The organism is Rhodanobacter sp. AS-Z3 (genome assembly GCF_029224025.1).
In the GTDB taxonomy this organism is placed as follows: Bacteria; Pseudomonadota; Gammaproteobacteria; order Xanthomonadales; family Rhodanobacteraceae; genus Rhodanobacter.
Map to the genome: position 1 here is coordinate 3994913 of NZ_CP119392.1, position 22643 is coordinate 4017555.

General features: G+C 62.5%; 16 protein-coding genes. 4 read left to right on the forward strand and 12 right to left on the reverse strand.

Annotation, left to right across the window (positions count from 1 at the left end; translation table 11 throughout):
• Positions 1-95: 95 nt before the first annotated feature.
• Together PY254_RS17845 and PY254_RS17850 are read left to right on the forward strand one after the other, a co-directional pair.
• The gene (locus tag PY254_RS17845; RefSeq protein WP_281013401.1) at positions 96-1397 is read left to right on the forward strand and encodes a GGDEF domain-containing protein; all 1302 of its coding nucleotides are present in this window, start codon (positions 96-98) and stop codon (positions 1395-1397) included.
• A gap of 511 nt (positions 1398-1908) precedes the next feature.
• Positions 1909-3114 carry a cyclic di-GMP phosphodiesterase gene (locus PY254_RS17850; protein ID WP_281013402.1) on the forward strand — a complete coding sequence of 402 codons (1206 nt, stop codon included), beginning with the start codon at positions 1909-1911 and terminating at the stop codon, positions 3112-3114.
• A gap of 42 nt (positions 3115-3156) precedes the next feature.
• Here the strand turns inward: PY254_RS17850 and PY254_RS17855 are convergent, their stop codons facing one another.
• Positions 3157-4257 (reverse strand): alpha/beta hydrolase, encoded by a 1101-nt coding sequence (locus PY254_RS17855; protein WP_281013403.1) that lies wholly within the window; start codon positions 4255-4257, stop codon positions 3157-3159.
• A 213-nt stretch (positions 4258-4470) separates the two neighbouring features.
• On the opposite strand from PY254_RS17855, the gene PY254_RS17860 reads away from it, so the two are divergent.
• Positions 4471-4845: a hypothetical protein gene (locus PY254_RS17860; protein ID WP_281013404.1), complete on the forward strand. Its 375-nt coding sequence runs from the start codon at positions 4471-4473 to the stop codon at positions 4843-4845.
• A 148-nt stretch (positions 4846-4993) separates the two neighbouring features.
• Here the strand turns inward: PY254_RS17860 and PY254_RS17865 are convergent, their stop codons facing one another.
• From PY254_RS17865 to PY254_RS17905, 9 genes are all read right to left on the reverse strand, one after another.
• A complete protein-coding gene (locus PY254_RS17865; RefSeq protein WP_281013405.1) occupies positions 4994-5509 on the reverse strand; it encodes a GNAT family N-acetyltransferase in 516 nt (171 codons plus the stop codon).
• Between the two features lie 167 nt (positions 5510-5676).
• Positions 5677-5967 (reverse strand): DUF1161 domain-containing protein, encoded by a 291-nt coding sequence (locus PY254_RS17870; protein ID WP_281013406.1) that lies wholly within the window; start codon positions 5965-5967, stop codon positions 5677-5679.
• Positions 5968-6151: 184 nt separating this feature from the next.
• The gene (plsY, locus tag PY254_RS17875; protein WP_281013407.1) at positions 6152-6769 is read right to left on the reverse strand and encodes a glycerol-3-phosphate 1-O-acyltransferase PlsY; all 618 of its coding nucleotides are present in this window, start codon (positions 6767-6769) and stop codon (positions 6152-6154) included.
• 44 nt (positions 6770-6813) lie between these two features.
• A complete protein-coding gene (locus PY254_RS17880) occupies positions 6814-8601 on the reverse strand; it encodes a DegV family protein (protein ID WP_281013408.1) in 1788 nt (595 codons plus the stop codon).
• A gap of 140 nt (positions 8602-8741) precedes the next feature.
• Positions 8742-9122, reverse strand: coding sequence for a hypothetical protein (locus PY254_RS17885; RefSeq protein ID WP_281013409.1), 381 nt, complete (start codon positions 9120-9122; stop codon positions 8742-8744).
• A 165-nt stretch (positions 9123-9287) separates the two neighbouring features.
• The gene (locus PY254_RS17890; protein WP_281013410.1) at positions 9288-10838 is read right to left on the reverse strand and encodes a M28 family peptidase; all 1551 of its coding nucleotides are present in this window, start codon (positions 10836-10838) and stop codon (positions 9288-9290) included.
• A 157-nt stretch (positions 10839-10995) separates the two neighbouring features.
• Positions 10996-11514 (reverse strand): PH domain-containing protein, encoded by a 519-nt coding sequence (locus tag PY254_RS17895; RefSeq protein WP_281013411.1) that lies wholly within the window; start codon positions 11512-11514, stop codon positions 10996-10998.
• 54 nt (positions 11515-11568) lie between these two features.
• Entirely contained in the window at positions 11569-12792 is a 1224-nt protein-coding gene (locus tag PY254_RS17900) for an MFS transporter (protein WP_281013412.1), read from the reverse strand.
• A gap of 322 nt (positions 12793-13114) precedes the next feature.
• Positions 13115-14920, reverse strand: coding sequence for a GGDEF domain-containing protein (locus tag PY254_RS17905; protein WP_281013413.1), 1806 nt, complete (start codon positions 14918-14920; stop codon positions 13115-13117).
• A gap of 332 nt (positions 14921-15252) precedes the next feature.
• Here PY254_RS17905 and PY254_RS17910 point away from each other — a divergent pair, with 332 nt between their 5' ends.
• Entirely contained in the window at positions 15253-19449 is a 4197-nt protein-coding gene (locus tag PY254_RS17910) for an EAL domain-containing protein (protein WP_281013414.1), read from the forward strand.
• Positions 19450-19852: 403 nt separating this feature from the next.
• Here the strand turns inward: PY254_RS17910 and PY254_RS17915 are convergent, their stop codons facing one another.
• Positions 19853-20107 (reverse strand): hypothetical protein, encoded by a 255-nt coding sequence (locus tag PY254_RS17915; protein WP_281013415.1) that lies wholly within the window; start codon positions 20105-20107, stop codon positions 19853-19855.
• 643 nt (positions 20108-20750) lie between these two features.
• A complete protein-coding gene (locus tag PY254_RS17920) occupies positions 20751-22541 on the reverse strand; it encodes a DUF885 domain-containing protein (protein WP_281013416.1) in 1791 nt (596 codons plus the stop codon).
• Positions 22542-22643: the final 102 nt, after the last annotated feature.

Genomic DNA, 22643 nt, shown 5'->3' on the forward strand with positions numbered 1-22643 from the left:
GACAGCGGGGAACCCGGCCGGCCATCTGAAGGTGTAACGTCAGCGCGTCAGCCCTGCTGTGGTCAGTCACCACTTCAAAGGAGCGCCTGCGCGCCATGCCCTATCGGACCAACACCACCGTTCCAGTCAGAGGCGAAGTTGCCGGCTCCTTTTTGCTCGGCCTGGTTGAGTCGTTCTACCACCTGCGTATTCTCCCGCAGGGTGGCGTGCACCTGGCTGAAAGCAAGATTGATCCGGAACAGTGGTATCCGTATTCGATGCTGATCGATTGTCTTCGGCAGATCGATCACGCCGTTCCATCGTCGCGCAGCATTTTCTTCCGCGCTGGTATCAATTTTCTGCGCATCTGGTACCAGCAAGGCCCCGGGAAGGAGATGATCCATTCCGGCATGGACTGGCTCTACGCCAATCAGGAAGGTGGCGGATACAACTCGGTAGTCCGTGGCGGAAGCCCTGAGGAAATTGGCTGGTGCCGCCTTCTGTCCATGGACGAAGAGGCCGGCATGACCGTCTACGAGAATGTCACGCCACTTTCCCCAGAGTATGTCAGAGGCGTGTTCTACGGTGGCTGCATGCTGTTCGATGACATGGAGTACGTCCATGTCGAGATCGACACCGAACCCTATGAGCCGCATCCGCAGTTCAGCAGAATCCTGATCACGATTCGCTTTCGCCTGAAATCGAAGGCGTTTGGCCGGGCGCTGGAAGAGCGCATCGAGAACCTTCAATGGGGGAATGCACTCGCCCTGACTTCTGCAGAAACGCAAAGCCTGATCTGGTGCTACAAAGGCCTGCAAAATCAGGTCGCGCTCGATGCGGCGTATTACAAGGACATCAACAAGGTGCTGGCTGATGCCGTCGCAACTACCGAAGTGCAGCGCGATGAAATTGCCAACCTGTCCAATCACGATGCGCTGACGACACTGCCGAACCTGCGACTGGCACGCGATCGATTGAACATGGCTTGCGACCGCGCAACCCGCAACAAACGACGCACGGCGTTGCTGTTCATCGACCTGGACAACTTCAAGGACATCAATGACGCCTGCGGTCATGACGCAGGCGACTACGTGTTGAAGCGCGTGGCTGAAAGGCTGTGCAACTGCATTCGTTTGGTGGATACCGTCGCCCGGCTTGGCGGTGACGAGTTTCTGGTGATCCTGGATGATGTTGAGGATATGGATGCCGTCACACCGGTGGCCGAGAAGATCATTGCCGCGCTCGCGGACCCGATTCCCTACGACGACAATCTGCTGCAGGCCCGTTGCAGCATCGGCATCGCCCTGTTTCCTGATCACGCGACAAACCCGGAAGAGCTGCTCAGGAACGCGGACCAGGCCATGTACACGGTCAAGAACTCGGCCAAAGGCCATTTCGCGACCTACGTCGCAACTTAGCCGTAGCGCACCACGGTTCCGTACTGCAGTGCGCTCTCATCGCGTACCATCCGCACGGATTCTGTCCCGTTGACGCGCGCACCTCCCGCCAGGCCAACGATCGGTCAAAGGCGGCGTCACGTTCCAGTGAACAGGGCTCAGCGGCGTATTCGAGCGCGGAGCTGCAGGCCTGCTGCATCCGTCGGATGCACACGCTGCGCCGCCAGGCAAATGGATCCAGTTCATGCGCCACACGGGCATTGACGCGTCTGGACAGGCGGCCGGCGACCCACGCCAGCACCGGTGAAGCTCACGTCTGCCCGCGCAGCGCCGCAGCGTAAAGCGGACCCCGCGAATGGTCCTCAAGCTTCGGCCCAGGCGGCCGACACCCTCTGGCATTGCCGGACTGGCAGATGGCTTGCTCCGGCATGCATGGAGAGCGCCTCGGCGACCGGCCTGCTGTCCTGATCATTTGCGGCGAAAGCGTCAGAAAAAATTGGCAAAGCTTGAAGAAATCCGGATTGCTCAGAAAATGATGTCGCCCCTGAAGAAAGTCTCCAGCGCCCAGATCACCGAGGGCATGTACATCTACAAGATAGGTGGCAAATGGGTTGACCATCCGTTCTGGAAACTGTCGTTCCTGGTCACCGATAGCAAGACACTGCGCACCATGCGGGCGTTGGGCGATCGGGAGATCTGGATCGACACCAGCAAGGGACTGGATGTCGAATCGACACCACACGAGCCGTCAGCGACCAGCGAAAATGCCGAAGTCAGCGCGGTGGTGCGTGAGCCGGCCTTGCCACACACAACCTTCGGCCTGGAAGTGCTGCAGGCCGAGGCCGTGCGTGAACGGGCCAAGGGCGTGGTGAAGACGCTGTTCCGTGATGCGCGGATGGGCAAGGCGCTGAATGTGGCTGCCGCCAGCAATATTGTCGAGGAACTAAGCGACGCCATCATGCGCAATTCGGCCGCGATGCTCAGCGTCGTCAGGCTGAAGAAGAAGGGCGACTACACCTATCTGCATTCGGTGGCGGTAGCGGCACTGATGATGGCGCTGGGGCGCTGCCTCGGTTTTGACGGCGGCGCGTTGACCGACCTGGGCATAGCCGGGCTGCTGCACGATATCGGCAAAGTCGGCATATCCGACACGATTTTGAACAAGCCCGGACGACTGAGTCCGCTGGAAATGACCTCGGTGCGCCTGCACCCGCAAACCGGCTGGGACATCCTGCGTGGGATCTCGAATTCCTATCCGGTCGCATTGGATGTCTGCCTGCACCATCATGAGAAAGTCGACGGCAGTGGCTATCCGGACAAGCTGGCCGGCGACGCCATCAGCCGTGCGGCGCGCATGGGCGCGATCTGCGATGTGTATGACGCCATCACGTCCGATCGTCCGTACAAAAAAGGCTGGCAGCCGGTCGAGGCCATTCGCCGGATGGCGGAATGGCAGGACGGCCATTTCGATCGCGAAATATTCCACACCTTCGTCAAAATGATCGGCATCTATCCGACCGGCACCCTGGTGCGGCTGCAATCGGATCGGCTTGCCGTGGTTTTGACGCAAGGGCAAAGCAGCACCTTGATGCCCACCGTCCGAGCGTTCCGTTCGCTGCCTTCCAACCAGGATATCGAGCCGGTCGTACTCGACCTTGAGGATCAGTCCGACAGCATCGTCGGGATTGAAGATCCAGCCGGCATGGATCTTGACATGCCCACCTTGCTGCGGGCCTGAGCCGCGCCCGCGACCGCCAGACCATGCCGCGAGTGGCTGCCCTCAATGGCCCAACGAGCCAGCCTTGTGCACCAGGGTCTGGAATGCCGCACCCAGTTGCTGGTCGGTGAACTCGCAATGCCCGTCACCCACCGGCGGAAGAATGGTCAACCACTTGCCGTTGCCTGCGGCACGCACCTGCTCCGGGTAGACCGGATGGAAACGCGCGGGAATGGTCGGGTCGAAGGCATTCCACTGCATCACCAGTGGCGTGGCGATGTTGCCGGTCACGGTCACGTCCGTCTTGGCGTACGCCATCGCGGAAGGTGAGCCGGCGTAGCGATGCACGCGTTGATTGAACGAAGCATCGTCGCCAAAGCCGTGGTAGACCGTATGCCGATTGTCCACCGGCATGCCGCCCGCACGCTGGTCAAATTCTCGCAGCACCATGTAGTAGAGCATCAACGCACCGGGCAGTCGCTCAGGCGTTTCCTGCAGGCGCCCGTTCAACACGGCGGCCTGTTGCGGATGCGCCTGCAGTGCCTTGGCGAAGACATTCGGGGGAACGAAGGACGGCGAGCCAGCCGCGGCAAGGTCCGGCAGCACACCGGGAATCAATGCATCGAACGCCACCAACGGGGTCAGTACGGCGCGTGACATGAGTTCCGGTGTCGACACCGTGGTACCACACATGGCCAGCGCCCCCGCATACGTGTGGCGATAGCGTTCGATACTTGCCACCGTTTCCAGACCACCCAGCGAAAAGCCGTAGATATAGGTATGTGCCGGGCGCTTGAATGCGTAGACGAAGTAGCGGCGAAGACGCTCGTTGTCGGCAACGGCATCGCGAACCGCCCAGCCCCTGGACGCATACTCGCTCTGCGCCACGGCATAGCCTCGCTGCACAAAAACATGCGTGGCGTCGGCCGCATGCATCGGCAGCTTGCGCTGCGAAAAGGCGGGCTCGTAGCCGTGCATCAACATCACCAGATCGCCATTCCAGCCGGCTGGAATATCGATGCGGTAGGGCGCACCTTCGAGCACGCCGGCATGCACGGTCGTGGCCGGCTCGGTGGCGAACACCGGCGAGACGCCGAGTGCGATGCCTGCCGCAAGAACCATCCACCACACGATCGCTCGCGCCTTGCTCGGTCGCTGATGCATGAGGTCGCCTGTTCGTCGAAGACCGTCCAATGCTAACAGCCTGCGAATCCTGCGCGAGGACGGGTCACGACAAGCAAACCGGCCGGTACCTGTGATGAAACCACGCTCATCGACGCACGCACCATCGGGCAAGCAAACGGATCATGACTTCACTGTTCAGCAGTCGCAGTATGATCGTCGCAAGTACCACGGCCGCATCAAACGGGGACCGCCATGAACATGCTGCTGGTGATTGCGTTGACGGTCATCGTACTGCTGCTAGCACAGGCCTTTCGCAGCAAGCCACCGGCACCAAGCAGTACGGATCCGGCGGTGACGCAAGCATTTCGCCGACTATTTTTCAGGCAATGGCTGATGGCCGTGCCGACGGCGATATTCCTGGTCTGGGCGCTCAAGTCTCCGTCCAGTGGTGGGGCGCTGCACGGGCTCATGCTGCCACTGGCCTTCGTGGTCCTGATCTTTGTTGGCGTGTTCACCTACCGCAACTGGCGTTGCCCGAAATGCGGGGCGTATCTGGGCAGAAACCCCTTGTATACCGGCCAGTGCCCAAGTTGCGGAACGGCGTTGCGCGAGCCGCGTGGGTCGTAACACACACCGACAAATCGTCCGAACTGACTGGCGCTGCCTGGACTGATGAAGCTCACGCCGTCCGAGCGCACGCCACCTCTTGGTGCCAGCTCAAGCAGATCAGGACCCGCCTGGCGAGCTTGCTGCAACCGGCCCCGGCGTCGCCGACTCAGCTTTCCCGCTCCAGGTTCTGGCTTGCTGCGCGGGAGACATCGAGTACCTGCATGGAAACCCTCTTGCCACCACCGAGCTGTCGCTGGCCGACTTCGCGGAAACCATGCTTCGCATGAAAACGTGCAGAAGCCGGGTTCGGCGGCTCCATGTCGAACTCGCAGGTAATCAACGGCACCGCGGCGGCTGAAGCCCGTGCCATCGCATCGCGATAAAGCGCACTGCCAGCGCCCTGCGCCTGCCCGCCACCGGCAACCACGATGCGATCCACGTAAAGGAAACGCGCGTAGCGTTCGGCGAACCAGCGATAGTTGCTGCCGTCGTAATCCGCGCCCTCGCGGAAGGCGAGCAGAAAGGCGATCACCTGCGTTTCGTCTTCGATCACGCGATGGTACGCCGCCTGCGCATGCAGCTGCGCCAGGTGCGCGTCATCCAGTGGACTGAGCACGGCCACAAAGACCTCGTTGAGCGCAAGGATCGTGGGGAAGTCGGCAGGTTTGGCGTCTCGGAGCATCAATCGATCTTCATGAACTCATGCGAAAAGCAGCCCGCAACTTGTCCCGGCCACCCGGCTTGCCGCCTCTGTTCAACACAAGGCCGGCCCACGGAGTCGGGCTCATTCGCCACATGGGCTGGATGAACCCGATCCGTTTGCCGGCTGTGTTATCCGGCAAGGTCCACTCAACCAGCACTGGAACTCGCAGGCGCCGGCTCGGCCGGGCTGGCCGCCTTCTCTGCGGGAGCGGCGGCAGTTCCCCTCTGGTAGACAATTTCCTTGCTGCCTTCGCACTGGCCGACCACCTTGCCGTCTGCTGCACCCTTGCCGGCATCAACCACGCTGAGGGTGAACGATGAAACGCCGTTGGCCTTGATCTTGGCATCGATGCTGGCCTTCGCACTGTCACACGACGCATGCGCCAACACCGGCAACGCAAGCAGCAGCAACGCCGTCATTCCGAAACGTGTGTTCATGGGCAAATTCCTCGAGGTTTTCAGGTTGGGCTCCCGAACCGCCGTGGTCATGGTCACCACCACGACTCGTAGCCCGGCTGCAGCCATCGGCCGCGTTCCCATGCTGTCACTGACGCGTCAGCCGGGATAGTGCCAGGCAGCACGGCGATTCCGGCCTGAATCGACTCACCTCTCGACGTCAGCTTCAACGTACGAACAAACGACCCAGCACCCGCACGCGTTCGAAACGCGGCTCGGTTCCCGCACGCAACCGCGCCATATTCGCGCGATGAGTGAACAGCAAGAGCAAGGCCACGCTCGCGGCAAACACCAGCCGCCATGGCTGCTCGGGCGCAAACAGCGCCAGCACCAGCAAGCTGAAACCGGCCAGCACGGTGGAAAGGCCGACGTAGCCGCTCAGCATGAGACTGAGCAACCAGACCCCCAGTACCACCGACAACGCCATCGGCCACACTACGCACAGCGCGCCGATCAGGGTGCCGGCACCCTTGCCACCGCGAAAGCCGTGAAACGCCGGCCACACATGACCGACCACCGCCGCCAGCGCACACGCGTAACCGCTCCACGGCCACATCGACGCCGGCAACCAGTGCGCCGCCAGCCAGGTCGCCAGCACCCCCTTGCCGACATCAATCAACACTGTGCCAAGCGCAAACCACACACCTTGCGTGCGCAGCGCATTGGTACCACCGGCATTGCCGCTGCCGAGTGTGCGGATGTCCACGCCGCGCCATTTGCCCAACAGCAGGCTGCCGGAAAGCGAGCCCAGCAAATAGGCAACCACCAGCAGAACCACAATCATGCAGCGACCTCGTCATCGAATGAACCAGCACACCTGCCCATGGCTTACGCCTCCACCGGCTGCAGACTCACCACCAGGGTGCCGGGACCAGCGTGGGCACCAATCGCCGGACCGGTTTCCACCAGCCACGCGTCCTGGCAATCCAGCATTCTGCGCAACTGCTCGAGCAGTTGCGCGCCACCACTCGGCGCGTCGCAGTGGCCGACGATCAGGCGCCAGCGCACGCTTCGATCCACTCGCTTGGCCACGTATCTTGCAAAGCGCTCGGGCAAATGTCGTCGACCCAGCAAGCCCGTCACCACGCCGAGTTTGCCGCTGGGCTTGATCCGCGCAATCGGCGTCAGACCAAGCGTCTCAACCACCCGCTTGCTCCACGCCGGCAGACGTCCACCGCGCACCGCCATGCTCAGATCCGTCGTCATCGCCCAGGTCAGCGTGAGGGGACGCAGCGCTTCCAGTCGCGCCACGATCGCCGCCGCGTCATCGCCTCGTCGCGCGGCCTCAGCCGCCGCTATCGCCAACAAGGCCTGACCACCGGCAACGTTGGCACTGTCGATGATGAAGCTGCGACCGTCGGCGCTGCGTTGCGCTGCCGATTCGGCTGACTGGATGGTGCCGGAAACCGCGCGTGCCACGCCGACATATACCAGCGCCGGGTGATGCGACAGCAGGAATTCGAACTGCCGCCGGAAGTCACCCGGCGGTGGCTGACTGGTGCGCGGCAAGACATCCTGCTCGCGCAACTTGCGATAGAACTGCGCCGGACTCATGCCAACCTTGTCCAGATAGTCCTGCTCGCCGAAATTGAGTCGCAGCGGCACCACGTGAATGTTCAAGGCTTCAGCCACACCGTCGGGAAGATCGGCGGAACTGTCGGTGATCACTGCCACCGCAGTGGCATCAGCCGCCGTGCGCGCCTGCGCCTGCATGTCATCGGCTTTGGTCGATTCGACCCGACCAAAGCGACCAGCCAACTCGAACAGCATCTGCGGTGCATCGAGGTGCGCATGCAAACGCACACGCGTCGGCGAGCCGGCTACCACCACACTGGATGCGCCGAGGCGCGCGACTTCGGCACGCAGCTTGCCCACATCCAGCGCGTCGCCAAGCAGCAGACATTCAGTGCACCAGCGATGCGTGAGGTCGGCATTCGCGGCGTCCCCATGATCACTCACCAAGACCGGATCGGTGGACTCGAACCGCGGCACGCCGTGCGATGGCGAGGCGCCACCGAGGAACGCTGCAATGCCTTCGAGCAAATCAAGAAAACCTTGCGCACCTGCATCCACCACCCCGGCTTTCAGCAACACCGGCAATTGCTGCGGGGTATGTGCCAGCGCCTTGCGCGCCACCTCCAGCGCATGCGCAAACCATGCCCTGATGTCGTGCACTTCGTCGCGATGTTCCAGCGCCTCGGCAAACGCCGTAATCACACTGAGCATGGTGCCTTCGCGCGGATCAGCCACCGCCTCGCGGGCGGCCTTCGCGCCAGCGCGCACGGCCAGCCCAAGCTGCGCCGGCGCTACCGCCACACGGTCACCAAGGCTGCTGGCCACACTGGCCAGAAACTGCGCCAGGATCGCACCGGAGTTGCCACGGCCGCCATCGATGGCGTCCTCGCTCACTCGCCGCATCAACTCGCCCACACTGGCGACGCGACGACTCAGCGCACCACTGAGCACGCTGCTCATGGTGAAGGCCAGATTGCTGCCGGTGTCACCATCAGCCACCGGAAAGACATTGATCCGGTTCAAGGTATCGCGGTCGGCAATCACCTGCCGCGCGCCGTCAATCAAGGCAAGCCGCAGGCCGTGGCCACGTATGGATCTCAAGGCGCTCCCCCAGCAAAGTCTTCGGCAAGGCTCAGTCTGCCGGATATTCGATGGCTGTAGAAGCAGGCAACCATCACAACGGCATGCCGGATTCGCCATGGAAACGCGCCAAGGCTCTCGAACAATGACGCACTTCGCCTTCAGGCAGACCGTGACTGCCCGCTTCCGAACTCACGCACCATTTCGCTCATGGTGCGGGCGACACAAGCTGCGTCGCAGCGGTTGGCGAGGTACCCCGAACCGCACGCCATCAGTTCCGTCAACGCACCCTGCAACGCCTCTGCCTCTGCATCATGCGGAGCCCCGTCACTGCCGGTCGCTTGCTCTTGTTCGACGTAACTGCGCGCTGCGTGCACCATCGTGTTCGCCATCTGGTCGGCGTCGATATCACCGCGCAGGAAGCCTGGCGCCATCGCAACCACCTGCCTGATCACGGCATGCACGCGGCCAACCTGGGTCGCGGGAACAGAGGAAATTCCCTCGGCATCGTGCCGCTGTTCTGCACCGTCGTCTGCTTTCATCGCGAGCTCCTCCCAAGGGCCTTTGCCAGAAGAACTATACGCTCGCCTTGGAGGGCCTCTGTCACACCACTTGAACCCGGAGCGCGGCGGTAGTGCACGCTGACGGGGTCTTGTCAGCGCACCGATGGACGAACCAAGCCGCTGGTTTCAACGAGGCAGGCGCCATCAATGCTTCGCGGCCGGGGGCTTCAGCGGACTGCCGGCCTTCCATCCGGGGGCGGCATCGCCATCGGCAACTGACTCCACCAAAGCGTAGAAGAAGCGGTTGAACTTGCCCGCGGCGGCCCAGTCCATCGGCTGACCCAGATCGTCCTGGGGCCGGTGGTATTGAACCTGGTACCAGTGGCGGTATTTGCGCTCGGCATCACTGCCCGGTCGATAGCCGAACACGAAACCCGTCGAAGGAACGCCGGCCTGCAGGAAGGGCCAGTGGTCCGAACGACGCAGCAATTGGCGCTCGGGCTCGGGGTCGAGCTGCACCGCAATCCCCATAGCCGTCGCCACGGTACGAACGGTATCGCCCAGGGTGCTGTCGTCAAGCGCATGCACGGTCAACAGGTCGAGCGGAAAAATCGGGCGGACCTGATCGAGATTGATGTCGGCAGCAATCGACTGCATTGGCACCGTGGGGTGTGCCACGAACCAGCGGCTGCCGAGCAAGCCCTTTTCTTCGCCGGTAAACGCCGCAAACAACACCGGGCGCCGGAAGCCCTGGCCGTGACGCCGTGCGGCCAGTTGTTCGAGCAGCGCCACGTAGGCGGCATCGTCAAGCGTACCGTTGTAGATGTCATCACCTTGCACCGATTCGCCGCGACCATAGCCGTCCAGATGCGCCGACACCACAATCGTCTGCTTGGCCACGGCGGCGTCGGTACCGGGCAGCAGGCCCAGCACGTTGGCGGAAGTGATGACGCGGTGCTGCAGCTGGAAGTGCGCTCGAAAGTGCGTCGGTACATCGAAGCAGGGCAGCGGTTTGCCGGCAACGGCCGCGGCCAGCAGTTGCGCGGCGTCATGGCCGGAGCCTGCGATGACCGCTGCCAGCGCATCGGCGTTGAGCTGGGCCAGCAACAGGTGATCCGCCACCGGGGCTGCTGCGCCGACCGGCGCGACATCCCGTGCGTAGGCCACCGGCCAGCGCATCGGTTCTGCCGTGAAGCCCGCATCGGCCAATGAAAGCATGCCCAGCGCACCCGCCTGCTGCACTGCCTTGAGGCGCTCGCCACCGGTGGTGTGACCGGCGCGCCGCCAGCCATAGCAAATCACCAGCTTGCCGTGCGCGTCACCCAAGGTGCCCGGTGAGCAGTAACCACCAAACATCATCGGCGCATCGAGCGTCGTCGGCATGCCGGGTGATGGCCGCACCGAAAGGTCGTGCAGCAAACGCAGGGCTTGCTGGCCGACCGCGATATGCGTGCCTTCGGTGCTGACCAACCAATCATCAAACCGGATCGGCTGGAACCACGTGCCGTTCTCACCGGCGGGCTTCAGCCCGGCGGCCGCGAATCGTTTGGCCACCAGAGCCGCCGCATGATCGTAACCAGCCGATCCGATGTCGCGCCCCGTCATCGCATCACTCGACAACGCCTCCGTCGCCTGCCACCACGCGCGGGTGTCCGGGTCGGAAATCTGCGACAAGCGCGAGGCCGCCACATCGGCGCGGGTGGCTGTGGACGCCATCAACAGCAGGCCTGCAAATACGACGAATAGTGACTTCACGAGCTTCTCCGAAGGGATGGCGTGGCGCCGTTCAGAGCGCTGATTTTACGAATGGGAGGGGAGAACCCGGAAGCCGAATGGAGCCATTTGCAGCAAGGCAGCGACAAGCGTCTGGTGCGCAGAGGAGCCACAAGCATCCTGGCAGCGGTTCGGTACGCTACATCTGCTCCACCGGCAGCACACGACGGCGTGCGCGTTCGCGCAGGGAACAGTCGCGCAACGTATCGGCCACGGCCTCGAGGCCGTCGATGCCGTAAAGATAGACCGACGACATACCCTGATCGGACGAGTGCAAATGCACCTGGCACTGGCCCAGCAAACGCATCCCGAAGGGCTTGACCACGTCGAAGTGATCAACCCGGAACAACTCGAGGTTGTCCTTCACCTTGGAGAAGATCCCCCGCTCGATCTGCACACGCTGGGTGGTGATGGTGAAGGTGGTGCCGAGGCTGCGCAACCAATAGACCAGCAACGCGATGCCGAGCGTGCAAACCGCCAGAACGTATTGACCCAAGCTGTAGATGACCTTCGGGTGGCCTGAAAAAAGCGTCTTCTCGACGGTCGCTTCATGCGCGGCAACGTAGCTGTCGATGTCCGTCCCGCAATACCGGCACTTGTGTGCTTCGGCCTGGATCAGTTCCGCGCACGCCGGACACCGCTTCATCGCTTGTTCCATGGCAATTCCCTCGACGATTGACCTGCACAGCCTAGCGCGTCTGGAGTGCCGCAGTTATGGGACATCCTGGGTCGGGTGGATATCCAGCGAACCCGGCGTGGTGTTGACCATCGGCATGAAACTGTCATCCGGCGTTACTTCGCGCTTGCGGTGAACGAAGCGGTAGAACGCGTAGCTGGCAATCATGGCGTCGAGCAGCGCAAACCAGACAAACAGCCATTGCGGTTGCAACAGGCTCATCAGCGCGCCGGCCACCAATGGCCCCACGGCCGAACCCACGCCGTTCAACAGCAGGACCGTGCTGGATGCGGTCAACAATTCGTCACGGTCCACGTAGTCGACCAGATGCGCCACCGCGATCGGATACAAGGTGAAACTCATGCCGCCAAACACGAAGATCACCAGCATCGCCGCTGCGCCACCGACGCTGGGCAGGAACAGATTGACCAGCGCCGCCAACGCCGCCGTGGCACTGATCACCGACAGCGCAAGGCGGCGATCGATGCGGTCGGAAAAGCGTCCCAGCGGCCACTGCAACACCACGCCACCGGCAATCGCCACGCTCAGGTAGGTACCGATTTCGCCGACACCCAGGCCACGCGCTGCGGCATACACGGGCAACAGTCCCCAGAACGCACCGAGTGCGAGTCCCGACAGCAGCGCGGTCACCAGTGCGGTGGGCGCCAACCGGAACAGGCGCCGGACCTGCACCCTGGGCACCGCGCGCAGGTGGGGTTGCGGCTGACGGCTGGCGACGACCGGCAGGCTGGCGGCGCAAAACAGAATTGCCACCACGCAGAACAACACGAAGCCCTCGCCACGAATGCGCAGGAACTGTTGCGCGGCGGCGCTGGCGCCGAGGTTCACCATCATGTACACCGCAAACACTGAACTGCGATGCGCCGTATCGGAAGCGGCGTTCAACCAGCTTTCGATAATGGCGTACAAGCCGACCAGCATCAGTCCCTGCAGCACGCGCAGCACCAGCCATACCCCGTACGCCGGATCCAGTGCCTGTATCAGCACCACCAGGGTCAGCAGTGCCGCGCAAAACGCGAAGGTGCGGATGTGCCCGATGCGATGGGTCAGCCGGGGAACCGTATAGGTGCCAATCAGGAAGCCGGCGTAATACGCCGAGGTCAACACACCGATCATCGCCACCGAAAAGCCGAGCGTGCGGCCTTCCAATGCAATGTGTGTGTGCAGCAGACCCACCCCCATCAGCAGAAAGGCGGTGCTCAACAGCAGCGGCGTGGAAGAGCGGAGACTGGTCAACATGGGCAATCGTCAAGATGAGCGCCTGCCACATGCCCGGGCGGGATGCTTGCGGCGGCAGCGGTGGCGAGGGAACGCGATGGCGCCGGCAGAAAAGAAAGCTGACTGTACGCCAGGCCTCCCCTGAAGCTCCACCCATCGGTGACCACGCCGGGCCAAGCCGCGGGCACGCGTGACACGCTTCGTGCCTGTGAAAGGGTACGGCGCGTTGGGGCAACTCGCACTGAATGCGCCGGCCTCGTCGTTCGATACGAGTCGTCGCACACTCGTTCGGTGGCGCTGAATCCGCTACTGCAGCCACGCCTGCAGATTCAGGCCAGACTGACTACGCATCGACTACCGGCTTGCCGGCCGCAGTGCGGGGACGATCGAACTCGACGTACGTCTCAACGCAATTTCGGCCGCGATCCTTGGCCCGATACAACGCCGCGTCGGCATTCGCCATCAAGGTTGCCAACGCGTATCCGCTAGCCTCGGTCGAGGCCAGGCCGAAGCTCGCCGAGATCACCTCGGTGGAAACTTCACCGTCAAAAGCCAAGCTCGCCAGCGCCTCGCGCATGCGCTCGACAATCTCCCAGCCAACCTGCAACGAACAGTCCGCCAACACCACACCAAACTCCTCGCCGCCCAGCCGTCCAAACACGTCGATTGAGCGCAAATGACTCTGGCACAAACCCGCCACCCTGATCAGCACGGCGTCGCCGGCCGCGTGTCCATAGGTGTCGTTGACACGCTTGAAGTGATCCAGGTCGATCAGCACCACGCAGGCGTTGCGCGATGACTTTTCCGCGTAGCGCAACACGCGCGCAGCCTCGCTGACGAAATGCTGGTGGTTGAAAATGCCGGTAAGGCTGTCGCGACGAGCCAGCTTCTGGAAGCGCAACTGCGATCGCTTGATCCGCACCAGCAAGTAGACGATCGAGGCAAGCACCAGCAGCAACAGGGCGAAGTAGAGCCGGCTCGTCTCCATGGCCTTGCGGTCCAGTGCCTGCTGCAACTCCAACAAACGGTTCTGCTTGCTCAACTCATCCAGCTGCAATTTGCGTATCGCCAATTGCTGGTGGACGGTGTGATAGGCCAGCGCAATGGCCTGCGTATCGGTGACCGAACGCAGCTTCACGTTCTTGTAGTGCCGGTAGTAGTCCAACGCGGCGCGATAGTTGCCGGCCTGCTTTTCCAGCTCGTAAAGCACGCGATAGGTGTATTCGGACTGGCCTTCGAAATCTCCATCAGGGTCCATCGCCAGCGCTGCCAGCGCCCAACGTCGTGCCTGCTGGGCATTCCCGTCAGCCCAGTACGCGTAACCCAGCGTGCTGCGAAGTACGTAGACATGCACCTTGAAATCCTGCGCGAGGACGCTTGGTGCAATCCGCTTGAGCAAGGCCAGCGCATCGCTGGAGTTACCTGCATCCACCTGCCGCCGCGCCAGATCCAATTGCACGGTCTCGGCATACAGCGGCTCCTTCGCCGCGATGCAGGTATCGATCGCCTTGCGGAAAATCGGGTCGCCGGGTTTCAGATCGTCGCCGGCGTTCAACGCGCCAAACAGATAGACGTAGGGTCGGCACAACGAGCCGCCAGGCGGGCCAAAAAGCTCCATTTGTTTGGCATAGCCCACCGCGGGCTCCTTCTGCCCAGCCGATGCCATCAATTGCGACAATTGCGACAGCACCACATAGGTCGTGTGTTGGTCTCGCAGGTTCGGCAAAGTGGTCGCCAGTTGCTCGGCAAGGGTGAACGCCTCCTCATACTTGTCCTGGATCGCCAACATGTTGAGCAACATGCCGTTGGCCAGGCTGCGCTGGTCCAGATCGCGAGCATGCGCAGCCACGTCGCGAAGCAGCGGCTCGGCCTTTGGATAATCACCTTCGAACGATGCCTGCCAGGCATCCAGCAAGCGCAGACGCCATTGCTGATCGGTCGACAGCCGCTCCGGATGCTGGTGCAACTGCTGCAGCAATTGCAGAAACCGGGCGTGGTCGGTGGTACGCAGTGACTGAGCCTGCGTCAGCAGGGCCGCCACATCCACGCTGGGCGGCATCGCGGCACGAAGCGGCCCGCCGCACAAGAACAGTGCAGCAACCAGACCCAGACAGGACAGCCGTCGGCGCCAGGCAAGCTTCAGCCTCATGGAATCCCCCTGCCCGACGATGCCCCATCACCGCCGGTCGATCAGGCAAGTGTACATAGCCGCAGCCAAAAGCGCAGGCAGGCACGCGGAGGTGGACGTTGCCGGACTTCCCGCACGGCTCAAACCCTCGCTAGCGGATTGATTATGAAGGACAACGCGAGAGCAGGCACCGCCGCTGGAGCTGCCATGGCACTCAACGCCTAAAGGAGCGAACCCCGACGCCGTTACAGGGATGGCACAGTTGGCGAATACAGGCGCAGCTGGGCTACCGCCGGGCTATGCCTCTTGTCTCCATCCTTGAACTGACGGCTCCTCCGCACAACTTGATCCTGATGATTCACACCTTGCGAATCCTGTACGTCAAGGACTGCACGCTGACACCCGAGTCGGTGCATCGTGCGCTGGCGGCCGGACTCGACCCGTTCGATCTACAGGTCGCCCGCAACCGCGCGGAGTTCGAAGGGCAGCTTGCCAGCCACCGCTGGGACCTCGTGCTCAGCGGCTACCAGCCACCCGGCTTTGACAGGCTGGAGATTGTCGATGTCGTGCGCGCAGCGAATGCCCGCCTGGCCCTGCTGATTTTCACCGAGCACGGGCAGGAGGCGATTGCCGCCGAAGCGCTCAAGCGCGGTGCGACGGACTACTTCATCCGCCATGCCGAACCCATGTTGCGACTGCCGGAAGTCGCCCGCGCGGCCATGGCGCGGCAACGCGACGTGATGTCCGCCTCGGAATTGCAAGCCGTAGTGGAGGCGGCCGACGACGGCATCCTGGTGCTGTCGGCTGACGGTCGTGTGATCCACAGCAACCAACGCGCGCGTACGCTGTGGAAGCTCCCCGTGCACATGGCCGAGAGTACCGACTTCGGCGCATTGCAGCTGCTGGTCGCCGAGCAGCTGGTCGACCCCGCTGGATTCATCGAAGCTGCGCGCCATTCCTTGCGCTCCAATGCCAGCGCCGCCATGACGCTGGGCTTCCTCGATGGCCGCGTCGTCGAGCGCCACGTGCATCCTCAAATGCTGGGTGACAAACGCCTCGGCTGGGTCATCAGCTACCGCGATATCACCGCGTCGGTGCGTGTTCAAAAGGAGCTTCAGGCAGCGATTGCGCTGCAGCAGGCTACCCTGGACGCCACCGCTGACGGCATCCTGGTGGTCAACCCGCAAGGTCGCGTGGTCGGCAGCAACCGCAAATTCCAGGAGCTGTGGCGAGTACCGGATGCGCTGATGGATGCCGGTGATGACGCGCAGATCATTGCTGCCGTGCTGGACCAACTGGTCGACCCCGGCGCGTTCATCGGAATGGTGGAGTCCCTCTACGCAACGCCCGAAGCCAGCAGCCGTGACGTTCTGCAGTTTCGCGACGGTCGCGTGTTCGATCGCTATTCGCACCCGCAACTGGCAGATGGCGTGCCGGTGGGGCGGGTGTGGAGCTTTCGCGACATCACCGCGATCAAGGCGGTGGAGACGGCCCTGCGTGGCAGCGAGGCGCGCTTTCGCCTGATGTTCGAGCAAACCGCCGACGCGCTGATGATTCTCGATGCTGTCAAAGGACGGTTTCTTGATTGCAATCAGGCCGCCGTAGAGCTGTTTTTTTGCACCGACAAGCAGGAAATTCTGGCCCTGCATCCCTCCGAACTGTCGCCGCCACACCAGCCGGACGGCCGGGCGTCGCTGGAAAAAGCAGAGGCGATGATCGGGCTAGCGATACGCGAGGGCAGCCATCGCTTCGAATGGATGCATTGCAGTTCGAAGCGCGCGCCGTTTACCGCCGAGGTATTGCTGACACCGTTCATGTCGGGACAGCAAAACCTGGTGATTGCCACGTTACGCGACATTTCATCGCGCAAACACCAGGAACGCACCCAGCAAGCCGTGCTCGAAATTTCGCAAGCGGCGCAGTCGACCGAAACACTGGAAGAACTGTACCCACGCATTCATCAGATCGTCAGCGGATTGCTTCCGGCGCGCAATTTCTATGTCGCCATACGCGACGAGAAACGTGGTGAGATCACCTTTCCCTACTACGAGGACGAGTTCGACCCGAATCCTGGCGTGATGAAAACGTCCGACGGCACCATCACGGCGTGGTTGATCGAGCAGGGAGAGGCCAAGCTGTTCACTCCGGAAAGTACCAACGAAGGCGTTCTGGAGGAGCTGCCGTTCGTGGGAACCGGCTCGCTGGACTGGCTTGGCGTACCACTGAAATCCAAGTCGCGCACCTTGGGCGCACTGGTGGTGCAAAGTTATGACGGTAGCGTTCGCTACACCGAAGCGGACCGTGTGCTGCTGGAGTTTGTTTCCAGCCAGGTGGCGGCGGCGATCGAGCGCAAGACGGCGGAAATCAATCTGCGCGAGAGTGAGGCCCGGCTGGAAGAGGCGCAACATCTGGCGCATCTGGGCAGCTGGGAGTGGGACATCCCGGGAAATGTCTGCACGTGGTCAGACGAACTGTTTCGAATCTTTGGCGTCTCGCCGGAACATCACCAGGTCAGCCTGCGTGACTCACTTGAACGCATCCACCCTGACGATCACGTGTCGGTCAGGTCGATGATGGCCAGGGCATTCAAAGAGTGTCGGCCGTTCCGGCTGGAGACCCGCATCATTCGTCCAGACGGCGAAATTCGGCACCTGCACAATGAAGTGGAAGTCCGCGTGGACGCCAGCGGTCGCGTTGCCAGCATGGTCGGCGCGTGTCTGGACATCAGCGCACGCAAGCTGGAGGAGGGGGTGGAACGCGACCGCCGCCAGGTGCTGGAACAGGTCGCCAAGAACGAACCCCTGCAAGAAGTATTGGGCGGCGTGGTCAGCATGCTGGAGCGGCAGATTCCCGGCTCTCGCTGCACCGTCCTGATACTGCGCGACGGTCGGCTGTATGACGGCAGCTCGCTGCACATACCCAAGGCTTATTCCAGTGCGCTGGAAGGATTGCCCATTGGACCGGCGGTGGGCAGTTGCGGCACTGCCTGCTACACCAACAAAACGGTGATCGTCGAGGACATCGCCAGCGATCCGCTGTGGGATGGCTACCGCGACGTGGCCTTGCCACACGGCCTGCGCGCCTGCTGGTCGATGCCGATACCGTCCAGCGACGGTGGTGCGTTGGGGTCATTCGCGGTCTATCTCGATCACCCGTGCGCGCCCAGTGCCGCCGAGCTGGATTTCCTGACCGCGGCAAGCCGACTTGCCGCCGTGGCGATCGAACATCGACTGCTCACCGACCGACTGGCCCATCAAGGCCAGCACGACGCACTCACCGGCTTGCCGAATCGACTGCTGTTGCAGGACCGTCTCGGTCAGGCGCTGGCGCTGGCCCAGCGCAAGCAACATCAGGTGGCGGTGCTGTTCATGGACCTGGATCACTTCAAGCAGATCAACGACACACTCGGCCATTCGCACGGCGACATCCTGCTGCGCGAGGTGGCGCATCGCCTGGAAGGCTGCGTTCGCAAGAGCGATACGCTGGCGCGACTGGGCGGCGACGAATTCATGGTGGTGTTGCCGGAACTGGACAACGCGCAGGATGCCATGCACGTGGCCAGCAAGTTGATCGAGTGTCTACGCGAACCCTTCCGCGTCGAACAACATGAATTTGTGGTCAGCGTTTCGCTCGGCATCAGCATCTACCCGGCCGACGGTCAGACTGCCGATACGCTGATGGCCAACGCCGACGCGGCCATGTATCGCGCCAAGGAAACCGGCCGCGACAACTGCATGTGGTTCACGCCGCAGATGAATACGCGAATGATGGAACGCGTCGAACTGGAGAGTCAGTTGCGCCACGCCCTGGTGCTGGGCCAGTTGAGCTTGCACTACCAGCCACTCTGCGGTGCGTCGGGCGAGATCAAGGGCTTTGAAGCGCTGTTGCGCTGGCAGCATCCCACCCTGGGCATGGTCTCGCCAGGGCGCTTCATTCCGATTGCCGAGGAAAGCGGGCTGATTGTGCCGATGGGTGCCTGGGTACTGCATGAAGCCTGCGCGCGCACGGCTGCATGGCATCGTGCCGGGTATACCGACTTGAGCATTTCGGTGAACGTCTCGGCCGTGCAATTTCGTCGCGGCAATCTGCTGGAAGTGGTGCAGCGCGTGCTGCAGGAAACCGGGCTGGAGCCGACTGCGCTGGTATTGGAAATCACCGAAAGCCTGCTGCTGCAAAACGCCGCCGATGCCTCGGTCAACCTGAGTGAATTGCGCAAGCTCGGCGTAGGCGTCGCGATCGATGATTTCGGTACCGGCTATTCGTCCTTGAGCTATCTGCACAAATTGCCGGTAACCACGCTGAAGATCGACCAGTCCTTCGTTTGCGAAATTGGCACGCCCTCACCGGACGGCCGCGAAGAAGCACCCATCATCCGCACGATTATCGCCCTGGCCCGCAACCTCGGCTTGACCGTGGTAGCCGAAGGCGTGGAAACCGCGGCGCAGTTCAACCTGCTGAAGACGCTGGACTGCGATACGTACCAGGGATTCCTGCTGCACCGACCACTCACCGCAGACGCGGCGAACGACTTGCTGGTTCGGTTGCGCTGAGACCCATCGTCGCTGCGAGGGAGCGGATCAAGCACCTGCGTGTTCCGCGCTGAAGTCTGAAAACGCATGGCGCATCGGTTTTGGGATCACATTGCGTTTTGACCGAACCTGTCGCACGACCGATGGCTCACCCACGCTCTCCGACACCGACTGGCGTGCTCACGGCGCTCTGCGCAAGCAGCGCGGGCGACGTCTGCAGCAACCCCACGCAACCGACCACCGCCGACATCCCGGCAAGAAATAAGCGTCTGCTCAGCGCCCTGTGGCGCATACCCGTAAGTGTCGATGATGCGATGAAGCCTCGAACACACAAGCACCAGACAAAACGTGCCGGTCCGACAGCAAGAGCCACTGCTCTGCTCGGCAGGTGCGTAGCCAACGGCAGCTCATGCTGGCTTGGCCGTTACTTTCTGGCCGCATCGAGCTCGGCCGCTTTCAGCGCGACTTCCTTGATCTTGAGCAAACGCATCTGCTCCGACTTCTTCAATCCTTCGCGCGCCTCCTTGATCACCTCATGGGCCAGATTCTGGCTGGTGTGATGCCGCTTCGCATCGATCGCGGCATCCAGTCGCTGCTGGGCTGCCCTGATCGCCTTGTCGACGCGATAGAGCGGGTCATGCGGGTTCGTAACCAGAGGTGGAGCGTAGCTTTTCGTCATGGTGATTCTTCGTGATCAGGACGGCACGATAGCCCGGTTGACTGCGCGGCGCACGTATCGCGTAGTCGTGGACTTGAGCGTTACGCTTGCGCCAGCCGCCCGCGCGCCCCCGTCTTCCGTGGCTCTCGACGCAGCGAACACATGTGCTTTGGCGGCCTTGCTGAAAGTAGAACAGGAGCAGGCCTGAGCGATGAACACGGTCCAGTACCCGCCATTCCTGTCAGCGCACATGCGTTGCGGCTGGCAATACGGCGACGGCGGCGGCGACTCGCCGCGATGGCGTAACCGAGGTGCAATTCGACCGGCACCCGTGGCTGCCCCACGGACAGCAGTTCCGCCACTTCATTCTCTTCGTTGATCAGCCACGCCGCGGGGGCGAAGGAAGGGCAAATCGACGCGACGAGCTCGGCAAGCATCTGCAATATCTGTGGCAGTGCTGTCGCACGGTCGGAAACCCCACGCAAAAGGGGACCGGCCTAGCCCGTCAGCAGCGGCGCAACGTCCGTTGCTTCAGCTTCAACAAGCATTCCATGTCTTCAACCTCTGCGTGGCGCGAGCGCCGTTGTTGCTCGGCTCGGGGCAACGCGTCAGCGCTGGGGAAAGCAGCGCTGACGTTCCTCTCCACCTTCGTTTTGCGTGCGTGTCAGCGCGAAGTGTTCGCTGGCAGCTTGCCTTGCTGCCGAGGAATGAATACGGTGCGCACGGCCTCGGCCAGTTGCGCCGGAGGCAACAGGCCCTGGCCGATGACGAAATCGTTGAACGCCATCCGCTGGAACTTCGATCCCAGCGCCAGTTCGGTTTCCAGCCGCAACTGTTGCAGACGCATGTAACCGTAAAAGTAGGCGGTGGCCTGTCCCGGCGAGTCATAGCTGTAGCGATTCACTTCCTGCGTCGCCAATGCTTCGGACAGGCCGACGTCGTGGGTCAGCACCTCATGCGCCTGCTCGGGGGTGATCATGCCGAGATTGAGCATCGGGTCGAGCCATGCACGTGCGGCGCGCAGCAGACGCGCTTGCAGCGCGGCAAACTGCCCGGCCGGCGGCTCGTACGGAAGCATCTCCGATTCGGCATACAACGCCCAGCCTTCCACGTTGACGCTGTTGAACGCGAACAGGCTGCGCGCGAGCGAAACGCCGTGTTCGAGCATGGCCGAAAACTGCAGCTCGTGGCCCGGTCGACCTTCGTGCGCGGTCAGTGTCCAGGCCGCCGCCTTGAAGGTGAAGTCGTCGTACGCCTCGCTCTTGTTGCCCTGCGCGGTCGGGTTGCCCATCGTCAGAACGAACGTACCCTGCTCGCCCTGGTTGTTGATGAACGGCGGCGGGTCCATGTGCGGCGCCGGCACCTTGGCCGATTCCGCTTCGGACGCCAGCCGCATCTGCATCGGGCGATTGGGCAGGGTGACGATGTGTTCGCGACGGACGATGGCTTCGATTCGGCCAAGCACCTCGTGATACCAGGGCACCACGTCATCCTTGCCCAGCTGCTGCTTCTTCAACGCCTTGAGTACCTCGCGGTAGTCAGTAGCCTGGATGTGCTCCTGTTTGGCGACCCCCGGCGCCAGCACCTGCAGCATGCCGCGCAGCTCGACAAATTCCAACTGCGCCTGTTTCATCAATTCGCGCGGCGCAATGTCGATGCCCACCTGTCGCAGGTTGTACGCGTACATCGCTTCGGGCAGCCGGAAGTCCGTACGCGAGCGCGGCAACACCGTGCGGCGCACCCACGCGTCGTAGGCGGCGAGCTGACTGTCGAGCGCGTCCAGCGCGGCCTTGCCGCTGGCGTCGTCCAGCTGATACTTGGCGAACAGCTTGCGTATGCCCTTGAGGTAGCGCGTGGTGTTGGCCAGCTTCTGCTCCACCTCGCCCTTGTACGGACCCAGCAGCGCCTGCTCGTTCAACCTGGCCATGGTCTGGGCTTCAGCGAGTTGGGTGATCGGCGTGCAGTCCGGCGCCTGGCCCACGTAGCACTGCAAACGCTTCAACGCAGTAGCGCGGCGCGGCGCAGCCACGTCGTCCTGCAGCAGCGCAAACTCACCGCTGAAGATCAGCTCGCCCACGTCGGTGTAGGGCAAAAGATACTTGGCGTTAAGGTCGATCCCCTCGACTTCCTGCTCGGTAGCGCTGATCAGGATACGCAGATCCTGGCGCACATCCGCGTCCTTCTCCGTGGCGAGCGTTTGCTGCAGTGAAGCTTTCTCGCTCAGCAACGCCGCACGCGAGCGCGCATCGGCACCGGGTCTGAGGTCAGCCACCTTTTCATCGAAGCCGGTCAGACCGAATTCCGAAGCAGATTCGGGACTGAAGCGCGCGATGACATTGAGCAGGCCCTGAGCATCGGCATTGCTTCGAGCCACCCAGGGAGGTGGCGCGGTCTGCGCGTGGAGTGTCCCGCTTATGGCGAGAGTGGCGACAACAACGGCCAGGCGCAGGGACATGAGAGCTCTCTCCAAGTGAGCGTGGAAAGTAGCACTGCGAAATGGCCTTGCCATGTGCCGAACGTCGGCTCCTTCCACCACGAAGACCAGCGCCAGGCAGTG